The sequence below is a fragment of the Psychrobacter glacincola genome (assembly GCF_904846075.1).
Lineage (GTDB): Bacteria > Pseudomonadota > Gammaproteobacteria > Pseudomonadales > Moraxellaceae > Psychrobacter > Psychrobacter glacincola_C.
On the sequence record NZ_CAJGZH010000002.1, the window covers coordinates 880,587 to 893,718 of the forward strand.

The 13,132-nt window shown below is 42.8% G+C and carries 11 protein-coding genes; 10 read left to right on the forward strand and 1 reads right to left on the reverse strand.

Annotated features, from left to right (window positions below; genetic code table 11):
• Positions 1–155: 155 nt before the first annotated feature.
• The 10 genes from JMW85_RS09815 to JMW85_RS09860 all read left to right on the forward strand — a co-directional run bounded on the left by JMW85_RS09815 (position 156) and on the right by JMW85_RS09860 (position 11,703).
• A complete protein-coding gene (locus JMW85_RS09815; protein WP_045445384.1) occupies positions 156–485 on the forward strand; it encodes a hypothetical protein in 330 nt (109 codons plus the stop codon).
• A gap of 190 nt (positions 486–675) precedes the next feature.
• Complete coding sequence (locus tag JMW85_RS09820; protein ID WP_201581628.1) at positions 676–1,173, forward strand: peroxiredoxin; 498 nt, start codon at positions 676–678, stop codon at positions 1,171–1,173.
• A gap of 193 nt (positions 1,174–1,366) precedes the next feature.
• The gene (locus tag JMW85_RS09825) at positions 1,367–2,863 is read left to right on the forward strand and encodes a dihydrolipoyl dehydrogenase (protein ID WP_201581629.1); all 1,497 of its coding nucleotides are present in this window, start codon (positions 1,367–1,369) and stop codon (positions 2,861–2,863) included.
• Positions 2,864–2,979: 116 nt separating this feature from the next.
• Positions 2,980–4,167, forward strand: coding sequence for a mechanosensitive ion channel family protein (locus tag JMW85_RS09830; protein WP_227681779.1), 1,188 nt, complete (start codon positions 2,980–2,982; stop codon positions 4,165–4,167).
• Between the two features lie 228 nt (positions 4,168–4,395).
• The gene (gene rlmKL / locus JMW85_RS09835) at positions 4,396–6,699 is read left to right on the forward strand and encodes a bifunctional 23S rRNA (guanine(2069)-N(7))-methyltransferase RlmK/23S rRNA (guanine(2445)-N(2))-methyltransferase RlmL (protein WP_201581631.1); all 2,304 of its coding nucleotides are present in this window, start codon (positions 4,396–4,398) and stop codon (positions 6,697–6,699) included.
• Positions 6,700–7,101: 402 nt separating this feature from the next.
• The gene (locus JMW85_RS09840; protein WP_055123872.1) at positions 7,102–7,677 is read left to right on the forward strand and encodes a TerD family protein; all 576 of its coding nucleotides are present in this window, start codon (positions 7,102–7,104) and stop codon (positions 7,675–7,677) included.
• 274 nt (positions 7,678–7,951) lie between these two features.
• The gene (locus JMW85_RS09845) at positions 7,952–9,016 is read left to right on the forward strand and encodes a DUF475 domain-containing protein (protein ID WP_045445375.1); all 1,065 of its coding nucleotides are present in this window, start codon (positions 7,952–7,954) and stop codon (positions 9,014–9,016) included.
• A gap of 469 nt (positions 9,017–9,485) precedes the next feature.
• A complete protein-coding gene (locus JMW85_RS09850; protein ID WP_045445372.1) occupies positions 9,486–10,061 on the forward strand; it encodes a TerD family protein in 576 nt (191 codons plus the stop codon).
• A 171-nt stretch (positions 10,062–10,232) separates the two neighbouring features.
• A complete protein-coding gene (locus JMW85_RS09855) occupies positions 10,233–10,985 on the forward strand; it encodes a TIGR00266 family protein (protein WP_045451333.1) in 753 nt (250 codons plus the stop codon).
• A gap of 109 nt (positions 10,986–11,094) precedes the next feature.
• The gene (locus JMW85_RS09860; protein WP_045445366.1) at positions 11,095–11,703 is read left to right on the forward strand and encodes a TerD family protein; all 609 of its coding nucleotides are present in this window, start codon (positions 11,095–11,097) and stop codon (positions 11,701–11,703) included.
• Positions 11,704–11,840: 137 nt separating this feature from the next.
• On the opposite strand, the gene JMW85_RS09865 is transcribed toward JMW85_RS09860, so the two are convergent.
• Positions 11,841–13,130: a TerD family protein gene (locus tag JMW85_RS09865; protein WP_201581632.1), complete on the reverse strand. Its 1,290-nt coding sequence runs from the start codon at positions 13,128–13,130 to the stop codon at positions 11,841–11,843.
• Positions 13,131–13,132 lie beyond the last annotated feature (2 nt).

The window sequence follows — 13,132 nt, forward strand, 5'->3', positions numbered from 1 at the left end:
CGCCGTTGTATTTTAACTCACATACTTGTTATGGTATGAGCGATTGCATTTATCACAAGATATAAGTAACCACATTAGTCAACGAACTATGAGTACTTTTGCTTTACTTTGAGTACAAAATTTAGAAAATTGATGCTACCCGTAAGAGGATATTTATGAAGTTGTTGCCATTATTACCCCTAGCTTTAGCTGCCATTTTTGTGATGCCACAAGCAAACGCTGCCGATATTAAGCAAAATAACATCAATACCTGCGTTAATGGTGCGGTCAAATATAAAGTCGCTGACAAAGGCGATGCGACCAAACTATGCAATTGCACTATTGGCGTGCGTAGCAACATGACCATCGGTCAGATGTGGGAAATTGAGAGCTATGCCCAAGACAAAAAAGATCCGTCTGGACTGCCTTACGTCAAAAAAATGCAAAAAGATTTGCAGCAATGCACCGTTGGCTTAGATTTAAAACAGCCACAAAAACCAGCATAATACACATCTCGTTTGATATACAAAAGACTGGCTATTGCCAGTCTTTTTTGTTGTCAATACAGGCGCAAAGTGTAAAACTGATTATGAATCGCTGCTAATCTGCTTATAATAAGCACACAGCATAGATTATCAATCGACATAAGCACTGATATAAGTACTGACATAAACAAAAACGAATAAGGATTTTATAATGGCAAAACCAACCACAGAAAACCTAACCTTACCTGACTTTCCAGTGACGATAGTACGAAAGCTTGCCGGCAACTTTATCCATGATGAAATCAATCTCCAAGAGATGATTGCCAATACTGATAAAGGGCTTATTCTGTACTTTTATCCAAAAGACAGTACGCCAGGCTGTACCACTCAAGCCACCGAATTTACTGCTCATCTCCATGAGTTTGATGATTTAGGCTATGACATTATCGGCGTCTCACGTGATAGTGTTGAATCTCATGAGAAATTCATCACCAAATATGATTTAAACATTGCCCTTATCAGCGATACTGATGAAAAACTATGCCAATACTTTGACGTTATTAAAGAAAAAAATATGTATGGAAAAATCAGCTTAGGGCTGGTCCGCTCAGCGTTTGTCTTTAACAAAGATAGCGAGCTGACTCATGCTCAGCGAAATTTACGTGCCAAAGGCTACACTGAACGTTTGCTTGAAACCTTAGCACCTTAACCAATAAAGCCAAGAATCATAAAAAAGCATTTTAAAATAGACGCTAATAATCATTAGGATAAACGCTGGATATCAGAGGCTGAAAGTCGTTTTTTAATAATTTTTTAGAGCAATCTCTTATCAGAGGAATCTCTTAAAAAAATCATCTAAAAAACAGCCCTGAATAATAAACATCTTATAACTTGAGAATCATATGAATAGACAATCCGATACTGCAGCGGATAACACAGCATCCAAAGCTACTCGCCAAGTATCTGTTGCCGTTATCGGTGCAGGTACTGCTGGGCAAAATGCTTTTCGTCAAGCCAGTAAAACCCATGATGATGTTGTTATTATTAATGACGGATTCTGGACGACCACTTGTATTGCGGTCGGCTGTATGCCAAGCAAACTATTGATTGCCGCCGCTCATCGCGCGTATGAAGCCAATCTCTCTGCTGAATTTGGCGTCCATGCCACTGTCCAGATAGATGGCAAGCAAGTCATGCAACGCGTTCGGGACGAGCGTGCTCATTTTGCTAGCTACGTCAAAGCTCAAGTAGATAGCTGGCCTGATCACAAAAAAATCTCAGGACGCGCTCATATCAATAACCAAGGATTCATTGAAGTCAATGATGCGCTGATTGCCGCTGACAAAATCATTATCGCCACGGGCAGCTCTCCATTTATCCCAGATGGCTGGGCAGATAAGCTTGGTGACGCCATGCTCACCTCTGATACGATCTTTGAACTCACAAATTTACCCAAAACAATGGCCGTCGTCGGTACAGGTGCTATCGGATTAGAGCTAGCGCAAGCCTTTAACCGCTTAGGCGTAGAAGTAACTTTGTTTAATCGTGTCAAACGTGTTGCAGGTCTCAAAGACGATGATATCAATAACAAAGCTATCGATTGCTTAAGCCGCGAATTGACCATGCATTTGGGCAGCAAAATCAACGATGTCGGCGTGCAAACAGCCACGGATAATGACCATTCAGCCGCGTTCATTGATTATGAAGACAGTGCTGGAGAGTCGCAACAATGGCAAGGTGAGTATGTACTGGTTGCCACTGGTCGCCGCAATAATATCAAACCGCTGGGAGTCGAACACTTAGGCGTTGAACTTGACGACAAGGATCGTCCAAAGCACTTGAATAAAAAAACAGGTCAGATTGGTGATTTAGATGTCTATATCGTTGGTGATGCCAACGCCAATCTCCCACTATTGCATGTGGCCAGTGATGAAGGCTATAGCGCTGGAAGTATGGTCTGCGAGAATGAAGACGCCGCTCATATTCGCCCGCCCGCCACGCCCTTCTCTATTGTGTTTTGCTCACCGCAAATCGTTAACGTCGGCATGTCTCTACCAGACATTCAGCAGGATACAAGCTTAGAATATGTCATCGGTAGTGTCAGCTTCGATAATCAAGGACGTAGTCGCGTGATGGGCGTCAACTGTGGCCTGCTACATATCTATGGCTGTAAAAAAACTGATAGAATCTTAGGCGCTAGTATGGTGGGTCCTGATGCCGAGTATATTGGACACATTTTAGCGGCAGCGATTACCAATGATTTGAGTGTTAAGGCCATGCTCGATACGCCTTTTTATCATCCTACGATATTAGAAGGCTTACGTACCGCGTTACGCGATGTTCAACACAAAATGGCAATACCTTATCAGTACCAAGACACACAGGAAGATAGCTTTTAAGCATCAGCTCAGCTACACTTCCAAAACAAGGATGTCTCGTATTAATCATCACTCATGTTGTGTTTGGTAGCACTGACGACTTGAGATACTTTAAAAAACTCTGCATGGACCAAAAAATGGCAATCGCTAGTATTACTGATTTTTTTAAAGAGATTGTTCGTGACCTGCATACTAGCCTCTACCTTGCGCTTGGCGGCTCTGTCGATGAAGAGTCGCTTGATTGGTCGTCTCAAGCGGTAGAGCTCGCTAGTACTGCCATCAAAATCCTAATACTGCTGGCAGTGTTGGGATTTTTTTATTGGCTTGCCATTTACATCCTTAAGCAAAGTAGGACAAAAATCCGCCTGAATGAGCGCCGTACTAAGATTGTCCGTTCGGTCTTGCGTTATATCTGGATAGTTGCCAGCCTGATTGCCATTATGAGCCAGATTTACTTTGAGCCTGAGACTATCAAAGCTACTGCAAAAGCCAGTACATGGGCGGGTATTTATTATGTACTTTGGGCGTCATCTGGACAGATTATCCATAGGGTGTTACAGCATTATGGTCTTAATGCTTCTATAGAGCAGCTGCTTCAAAACATCTTGTCAGTGCTGCTATTGGTACTCGGACTTGCCAGCGTCATGGCGCAATTTGGTTTCGATATCGTCTCATTGGTCGCAGGTTTAGGGATTGTGGGCTTGGCAGTCGGTTTTGCTGCCCAGTCAACGCTTGCTAATTTCATTGCAGGTATTACCATTTTACTCGAACAATCTTTTCAGGTTGGGGACTGGATTCATATCAATGACAACGAGGGTCGCGTCGTACTCATTGCGTTACGCACCACCCATATTTTGACGCGAGACAACATCACCGTCATTATTCCCAACTCTAACGTTGCCTCCTCTGAGGTGACCAATTTAACCTCCAAGAACTTCATACGTTTCGATATTCGTGTGCGTATCGCCTTTGAAGATGATGTTGATACTGCTCGCAAGGAAATTTTGCAGGTGCTTACTGATACCGATGTGGTACTCAGCCGTCCTGAAACCTCGGCCACCGTGGATGAAATTGGTGAGTATGGAGTGTTTTTTATTGTGCGTTTTTGGGTCAAGCCTGCCGCTGTCGCGCGCATGCCCAAAATTAAAGAAGGTTTAAAAGAAGATATCAAGCGTGCCTTTGATGCCGCTAATATTTCTACTCCTTATCCTCATATGCGTCTGCTTATGCCAAAGGATGTGGATTATCCTATTGCCACTAAACCTTTTGCAACTACAACGCAGGTCGTGTCAGAAACACCACCACTGAGCAAAGCGGATAAATAAGCTCATTATATTATTTATCCTTTGGACAATTTACCCCACAATTTTTAGGCTCAAGGTTTTCATCCTCAGTATGATAAGCATGATTTTGTGAAAGGTAGCGCTGCTGAATCTCTCTTTGATAAACACCACCACTTTAAACCATCCTGCCTTGAATTATGGTAAAATTGGCGGTTAAACATCTTATTTTATGATGTGCATTACTTATCAATTTAGCCCACAGGTATCCGTATGACCGAAACAACCGCGCCCGCACCTCTAACAGCAGCTTCACCAGAATTGTCGCTTGACCTTATTATCACCTGTGCCGATGGGCTTGAGGCACCACTCCAAACTGAGCTGACAAGTTTTGGTATTGCAAGTGAAATCAAAAGTACAGGCCGTCTGGCAGTTACTGGTACTTTGCGTGACTTATATAGCATTTGTTTGTGGTCACGTGTCGCCTCGCGGGTATTAATGCTCATTAAACGCAAAAACATCAATGCTGAATACGATGTGGCTGAGCAACTTTATGGCTTGGCAAAATCGGTCAATTGGATTGAGCAGTTTAGTTTAGAGCAAACTTTTGCCATTCGTCTGTCGGTCGACAAGCGTGTCGCCGTCAGTCAACAGTTTGCGATGCTACGTATCAAAGATGCGATTGCAGATACGTTCAATGAAGTTTATGACAGCCGTCCTAACGTCGATAGTAAAAATCCAGACTTTTCTATATTTGCAACCGTGAATGATAAGCAAGCTGAGCTGTATTTAGATTTATCAGGTACCAGTTTGCATCGCCGTGGGTATCGTGTGGCAATGACTGAAGCACCACTCAAAGAAAACTTGGCAGCGGCCCTACTTTATAGTGCAGGCTGGCACAAGAAAAATGAAGCTGGCAATGCACCTTTTTATAATGCGCTAATTGACCCAATGTGTGGGTCTGGCACCTTTATTATTGAAGCACTACTCATGCATTGCGATTATGCTGTGGGTATCGATAAAGCCGCCAATCAATTTGGTTTTTACCAATGGCAGCATCATGACGATGCCTTATGGCAACAGATGATCGATGATGCCCAGACACGTTTCCGCGAAGCCTTAGCAATTGCTAATGAGCAACCAGATACATTACCGCTGATTTTGGGTTTTGATGCCGATAGCGGCGCGATTTTAGCAACAGAGAAAAACTTGATTGCCGCAGGTTTGCAAGATTTACTACCACTACTTGATCTTGAGACGCGTGCGCTTGACCAGCTGAGCACTATTTTGAAGCCATTGGTCGATGACGGTCGATTGAGCAATCCTCTAATCATCACTAACCCACCTTATGGTGAGCGTTTGGGTGACGAAGAGATGATTAAGCCGTTATATCAGGCGATTGGACTTATTTTGCAAGACAGCTTTGCTGGTAGCGGCATCGATCCAATGCTTGGCATATTGGCATCTAATGTTGAGCAAGTTGATATCTTACCTATCAAAGAACCAAAAACCTTACGCTGTCATAATGGTGCTATCACCGTTTATTTCCGCTATGGCACGTTGATTGCGGGACAAACGGGCAATATCGTTAGTCGCTTCGAAAAACGTGAGATTGAAGTGGAAGAGGGACAAGACTTTATCAACCGCTTGCAAAAAAACCTGTCCAAGCTGAAGAAATTGGCTAAAAAAGATAAGGTTAGTAATTTGCGCGTTTACAATGCTGACTTGCCCGACTTCAAAGTCGCCGTCGATTTATATGGCGACTATGTGCACGTGCAAGAATATGCGCCACCAAAAACCATTCCACCTGAGACGGCTAAAAAACGCTTCAACTTGGCACTAATGGGTATTCGTGAAGTTTTTGGTATTAACCGTGAACAAATATTTATCAAGACCCGTGCACGCCAGTCTGGTAATGACCAATATAGCAAACAGAACACCACAGAAAAGCGTGGTAAATTTCATGTTGCACGTGAAGATGGTGCTTATTTTTACGTCAACTTTACGGACTATTTGGATACGGGTTTGTTCATTGATCACCGTAATATGCGTGCCCGTATCAAAGACAACAGTCGTAATAAATCCGTACTGAACTTATTTGCTTATACCTGTACCGCAAGTGTCCATGCGGCATTGGCTGGCGCGAAAAAAGTCACTAGCGTTGACTTATCACAGAACTATCTAGACTGGGGTAAGCAAAACTTTGTATTAAATGGTCTGGACGTTAGCCGCAATAAATATCAATTCGTCGCAGCCGATATCTTTGAATGGATTAAAGACAATACTGAACAATTTGATGTCATCTTTATCGATCCACCGACTTTTTCAAATTCGAAAAAGTTCCAAGGTACCTTTGATGTGCAGCGCGACCACTCTGCCCTCATTAATCGTGCGATGAACCGCTTGACCTCTGACGGGACTTTATATTTTTCAAATAACTTTACCCGCTTTGAGCTCGATGAGCAGTTAACCGAGCGTTATGATATTGTCGATATCACGCAAAAAACCATTGGTTTTGATTTTGATATTAAAAAGCCCATTCATCAAAGTTTTGAGATTCGTCATCGTCAGGGCTGATAATTTAAGTTTATGGATGGATATAAAGGTTGACCACCGCATTTAGACGCCATCTTTTATAGTCAATCTTGTCATACACATAACAATGACCCAATCGGCTTTGATTGGGTCATTTTTTGTTGTTATGATAGAGCGTCATTAAGCAATAGTTTTGCAGCTATAGTCAGAGCACTTTTAAACCGCTACGGTGTTACCCGCCCTAGATGTACTCAGTGTGCTATCTTCGGTCGATAGCCTTGTAGCGATTCTAAAATTCCTTGACTATATAATTTTTCGACCAGTTCAATCCCACTATCGATTTTGCTACTTTAGCTTACGTTTGATAGCTTGCATTGCTATTGCTTTAATATTGCCCCTCTCCCTACTCTAATAACCTTTTACTTTAATAATAAGGACAATCCCATGGCATTATCACTTAATAAAGGCGGTAACTTATCGCTCACCAAGACTGACCCAAATTTAACCAAGTTACTGATTGGTCTTGGTTGGGATGAACGCGCAACTTCTGGTGCTGAGTTTGATCTTGATGCCAGTGTGTTTTTACTGAATACGGCAGGTAAAGTACGCGGCGACCATGACTTCATTTTCTATAACCAACTTAAGTCTGATAATGGCGCGGTTGAGCATACTGGTGATAACCGCACTGGCGAAGGTGATGGAGATGATGAAGTCGTCAAAGTAAATCTGACTCAAGTCCCAGCTGATGTGGATAAAATTGTCGTCACTGTCACTATTCATGATGCAGCGGCTCGTAGTCAAAACTTTGGTCAAGTTGCCAATGCCTTTATTCGTGTCGTGAATGAAGAGACAGGCACTGAAGTGGTACGTTTTGATTTGGCAGAAGATTACTCTGTTGAAACGGCAATGGTATTTGGCGAAGTCTATCGTCACAACGGTGAATGGAAATTCCGTGCCGTTGGTCAAGGCTATTCAGGCGGCTTGCAAGCCATGTGTCAACAGTATGGCGTTGTTATCTAATTTGATAACTTATTCATGCTTAGACTACTATATGACAATTAAACTCAAAATATAACGCAGGTATTAGCCCTCTATTTTTACTCACCATTAGCAATGATAATGGCTGTAAAATATGGTTGCAAAATAGTCACAATTATTCATAGCTAAATGACTAGTAATGCTTTATGTTTCGTTTAGAATTATGCAAAAAAAGTGGTTAGCGATAACCGCTTTTTTTGTGGTTTGTGCCTATAGTAGGCCGACCTTAGCTTTATGCAACCAGACAGGATGTGTCATGAGACATTTTTATTTAGACTTTATTTTCACCGCCATCGCCCTAGCGGTCGCGGCATGGTGGGGATATTCACATGGCGGTATGGGCGGTATGATAACCACCCTATCTATTACCGCTATTTTGGCCGTCATGGAGATTTCATTATCGTTTGATAATGCGGTGGTCAACGCCTCAGTCCTTAAGGGCTGGGACGAGTTTTGGAAAAAGATATTTTTAACGGTGGGTATTTTAATCGCCGTCTTTGGTATGCGTTTGGTATTCCCTATTGTCATCGTCGCGGTTACCGCTGATCTTGGTATGATGCAAGTTATAGATTTGGCGTTGAACGATCCTAAAGAATACTCAGCCAGATTATTGGCGCATCATGCCGAAATCTCAGCATTTGGTGGTATTTTCTTGTTGCTCGTCTTCTTAAACTTCATCTTTGATGAAAAAGAAGTACACTGGTTCGATTGGCTTGAGAGCCGTCTGGCAAAATTAGGCAAAGTCGATGCCATGAGCGTGTTTGTCGCGCTTATCGTCTTGATGATTGCCGTATCATTTGCCAAGCCTGAGCAATCAGCTGCGGTCCTAATCGCTGGCGTATGGGGCATCTTAGTTTACCTTGGCGTACAAGTGGTTTCTGGTATGTTAGAGGGTGATCTTGAAGAAGAACTAGATGCTCAAGGTAATAGTACTGGTGCTGCAACTAGCGCGATTATGAAAGGTGGTATTATCGGTTTCTTATATCTAGAAGTCCTTGATGCCTCATTCAGTTTCGACGGTGTGATTGGCGCATTTGCGATTACCAATGACGTAATCGTCATCATGCTAGGTCTGGCTATTGGTGCGATGTTTGTACGTTCGATGACTATCTTCTTGGTCGATAAAGGCACGCTTGATGAATATGTCTATCTTGAGCATGGCGCGCATTATGCTATCGGTGCTTTAGCTATCATCATGCTGCTATCAGTGAAATTCCATGTACCAGAGCTTATCACTGGTCTGATTGGTATTACCTTTATTGGTTGGGCGTTTGTCGCTTCACTCAATTATCGTAAGCGAGAAGCCAAATCAATTACTTGATGCTCGTTCGATGTTAAAAACCCAAGCAAAAATTTTTAATATCAAACAGTATAAAGTGGATAGATAAAGTTAGTTTAAAAATAGACGGGTTGTACCAAAGCAGTTGGTATGACCCGTTTTTGCTTTAAAGCACTTATTTGACACCCGTTGAATAAGTGCTTTTTTATGTTGCACTGCCTGACGATCTAATTTACTTTTTGATAACAACACCTTAACGACTGTTGCTCGGACGGTTAAAAAGTATCAGACTTGCAGCATTGATATTTCCCTTAGTAATCATATCGTAATCACACAAAATACGCCTTGCTTAGTAAGCAATCGCTTAGTATAGTAAATCGTAATGATATGCAGGGCGTGGCATACGAGTAAATTTATTCATTGTTTGCATTTATATATCGACCACTGCACTATTTTAGTTTATTTTTTTTATTATTCAATCCACTCAATTATTAATCAAAAGGATATTTATATGGCTATTAGCTTAACAAAAGGCGGCAACGTAAACTTATCAAAAGAAGCGCCGGGTTTAACCAATATTACAGTCGGTCTTGGCTGGGATCCACGTGCTACTGACGGTCAAGAGTTTGACTTAGATGCGATTGGCTTTTTGGTCAATGAAGCAGGTAAAGTACGTAATGACCAAGATTTCATCTTTTTTAACAACTTAAAGTCAGACAATGGCGCGGTTGAGCACACTGGCGATAACCGTACTGGTGAAGGCGACGGCGATGATGAAAAAATCAAAATCAATCTTGCTAGCATTCCAGCTGACGTGAGCAAAGTCGCTATCTGTGCGATTATTTATGAAGGTCAAAGCCGCAATCAAAACTTTGGTCAAGTGGGTGACGCTTACATCCGTGTCGTTAACGACAATGGCGATGCTGAAATCGCACGTTATGACTTATCAGAAGACGGTAGCACCGAAACCGCGATGATTTTTGGTGAATTATATCGCCATAGTGGTGACTGGAAATTCCGTGCCGTCGGTCAAGGCTTCAGCGGTGGTCTTGGACCATTAGCGGCTTCTTATGGTGTTAATGTTTAAGAGCTGACTAACATTTAGCGCTAATAATATAAGCCCGAAAAGCCATCAAGTGTGCCCTACTATCGCATTTGATGGCTTTAAAAGTAATAGGCTAGCGAAAATCTATGGTTAAGCCGACTTACAGAGATGACTTACAAACATATAGAATACTGATATAAGGATTCGCACCCTATGACCGCCACGTTTAGCTTGATCGGTACCATTGAACCATTTCTTCATTGTAACCTCAAAAAAGGCGACTCCATCTATTGTGAAGCCAATGCAATGGTGATGATGGAATCAAACCTTGAGCTAAAAGGTAAGCTGCAAGGCGGTCTGATGCAATCACTTATGCGCCGTTTTGCCAATGATGAATCTTTGTTTCAGCAACAGATTGAAGCTGTGAACGGTGAAGGCGATTGTTTACTTGCGCCAACGCTCGACGGTGATATGCAAATCATTGATTGCGGTGCACAGCAATATACTTTAAGCGATGGCGCATTTGTCGCGGCGCAAACGGGTGTCGATGTAAAGGCTAAGATTCAACGTAATCTAGGTGGCGCCGTCTTTGGTGATACTGGCGGCTTTATGGTGATGCAGACGCAAGGTCAAGGTCAGGTAGTGGTATCGGGTTTTGGCTCATTGTTTGAGATTGATGTTGAACCTGGTAAAGACGTCATCATTGATAACGGTCATGTGGTCTGTTGGGACTCACGTTTGGAATACAAACTGTCAGTCGCCACCAGTAAGAAAAAAGGCTTCATGGGCAATATTATCAATTCGGTCACCAGTGGCGAAGGTATGGTTTTAAACTTCTCAGGCTCAGGCAAAGTCATTATCTGCTCTCGTAATCGTGATAGTTACCAAGGCTGGCTACAAAGCGTCTTAGGGACTAGCTCAGGCGGTCGAGGTGGCAGTAACAGTTTGCTTGGCAATATCTTATAGCTATTATTATGTTTTTAAAGCTGTATGTTACAACGACTCCTCGTTATCATAGACTTTATTTAACCCTCTACTCACAATTACTATAACACTGTAGTATAAGGAATATCACATGGCAGTTAGTTTACAAAAAGGTCAGAAAATCTCCCTAAGCAAAGAAGCGGGCGGCGAGCTTACCCAAGTAAAACTGGGTCTAGGCTGGGACGTTGCTCAAAACCCTCAAGATAAAAAAGGTGGGTTCTTGGGCAAGTTATTCGGTGGTGGTAGCGGCGGCGACTCAATTGACTTAGATGCCTCGTGCATCATGTTTGATACCAATAAACAAGCCATCGATGCGATTTGGTTCAGTCAGCTGAAATCAAAAGATGGCAGTATCGTCCATACTGGTGATAACCGCACTGGCGACGGCGATGGTGATGACGAAGTTATCAATGTCGATCTTTCAAAAATCCCTGCCAATGTCGTCTCTCTAGTATTTACGGTCAATAGTTTCACTGGTCAAACCTTTGAAACGGTAGAAAATGCATTTTGTCGTATCGTCAATGCCAATAACAATCAGGAAGTCGCGCGCTACAATTTATCAGCGCAAGGTGGGCATACCGCGATGATTATGGCAAAAGTATATCGTCATAATAATGAGTGGAAAATGCATGCGATTGGTGAAACGGCTTCTGGTCGCACCTTTCATGATTTGATGCCTGCCATCACGCCGCATGCGTAAAGGATTCAAAGCTTTAATTGGATTAGCGTTCATCCGTTAAAATGAGCCATTGAAGCAACGTTATTGATAAAAAACAGCCCATCTATAATTAGATCGGCTGTTTTTTTTACGTGTGCTAAAGAATATTTTTAAAGCACTTACTTACTACCACGCTTCCAACTAAAGCCCCAATTAAAGGCTTTATCCATCTCTTGATGCCCTTTGAAGTATTGATTGATACGTTCAACGTTGATACTACCTTGTTGATTGACCAGACGCGCAATCGCACACATTGGCAAATTACCTGTCCCTTCCGTTAAACGGGTTTCAATCGGTGGCTGATCGGGCACATGAATGGTCACCACGCCATCGGTTTGCGCCCAATTTGGTGCACCTTCATAGATAAAGGCGAAAATAAACACCTCCTCTATCTGCGACCACTGCTGACCATTAATATCTAGCCACTCACCGCCGCTGACTTGTCCAGTTCTATCATCAGCACGCAAACAAACGTAAGGGGCTGATGTTAAGCTACCAAAGCGATTGCCCAAGGCTTGAATCAAGGTTTTTTCACCATTTTTCAGATGAATCATCGCCCCAACATCAAGGTCAATACCGCCCGCTTTATGTTGTTTGAAAAGATCGCCTAACAAGCCTTTTTTGGGTGCTTGCTGATTGGCAGTCGGATTTTGATTCCAGTTTAAGTTAACAGAGATTTTACCAAAGTCATCACGTTTCTTTAGGTTGATGCTAGACTGATTTTTGGTTAAAGTGATTTTGCTTAGGTTAATTGACGGATTTGGAGAAGCTGTAGGAATTGGCGGCGGCGCGCTTGTTTGAGGCGCACTACCTGCTTTCTGCGTATTGATTGGGCGCTGCGTATTGATGGGCTGAGCTTGACCTTGTGACTGGTCTTGTACAGGGCTTTGAGCGGGCGCTTCATCAGCAATCTCTACACCAAAATGCTCAGACAAAGGCTTCAGCCCTCCTTCGAAACCTTGGGCAATAAAACGAAACTTCCAGCTACCTTGGCGGCGATAACATTCCGCTAAAATAATGGCTTTTTCATTACGTCCGGCTGCACTTAGTTGGCAAGTCATCAGCACTTGGCTGCCTTGCAATACCTGAATATCGACATCGCCAACTTGCGCAAGCGTCTGCGCGCTAGAAAAAGCTAATGCTATCTTCTCGATATTTGCAGGCTGCGCAGGTAAATTGATATCAAAAAATCCATCGCTATCATGACCACGGAAACTCACACTGCCATCATCGCTACGTGTCTGCCCATAAAATATCATGTCGCCATCGCCGCGTACTTTACCGTCAGCTGTCAGGCGATAAGCGGCACAATCAATGGCGTTTTGGCTTAAAATACGAATGCTAATATTATCTGTTGGTAGTGGCGCATTGGCACCAGCAATCAGTTGTTGAGGTTGGATTTGGCTCATCA

Bases quoted from the DNA above. Each gene is read 5' to 3' on its own strand.
- JMW85_RS09815 (WP_045445384.1), top strand. From the start codon at position 156: ATGAAGTTGTTGCCATTATTACCCCTAGCTTTAGCTGCCATTTTTGTG.
- JMW85_RS09820 (WP_201581628.1), top strand. From the start codon at position 676: ATGGCAAAACCAACCACAGAAAACCTAACCTTACCTGACTTTCCAGTG.
- JMW85_RS09825 (WP_201581629.1), top strand. From the start codon at position 1,367: ATGAATAGACAATCCGATACTGCAGCGGATAACACAGCATCCAAAGCT.
- JMW85_RS09830 (WP_227681779.1), top strand. From the start codon at position 2,980: ATGGCAATCGCTAGTATTACTGATTTTTTTAAAGAGATTGTTCGTGAC.
- rlmKL (WP_201581631.1), top strand. From the start codon at position 4,396: ATGACCGAAACAACCGCGCCCGCACCTCTAACAGCAGCTTCACCAGAA.
- JMW85_RS09840 (WP_055123872.1), top strand. From the start codon at position 7,102: ATGGCATTATCACTTAATAAAGGCGGTAACTTATCGCTCACCAAGACT.
- JMW85_RS09845 (WP_045445375.1), top strand. From the start codon at position 7,952: ATGAGACATTTTTATTTAGACTTTATTTTCACCGCCATCGCCCTAGCG.
- JMW85_RS09850 (WP_045445372.1), top strand. From the start codon at position 9,486: ATGGCTATTAGCTTAACAAAAGGCGGCAACGTAAACTTATCAAAAGAA.
- JMW85_RS09855 (WP_045451333.1), top strand. From the start codon at position 10,233: ATGACCGCCACGTTTAGCTTGATCGGTACCATTGAACCATTTCTTCAT.
- JMW85_RS09860 (WP_045445366.1), top strand. From the start codon at position 11,095: ATGGCAGTTAGTTTACAAAAAGGTCAGAAAATCTCCCTAAGCAAAGAA.
- JMW85_RS09865 (WP_201581632.1), bottom strand. From the start codon at position 13,130: ATGAGCCAAATCCAACCTCAACAACTGATTGCTGGTGCCAATGCGCCA.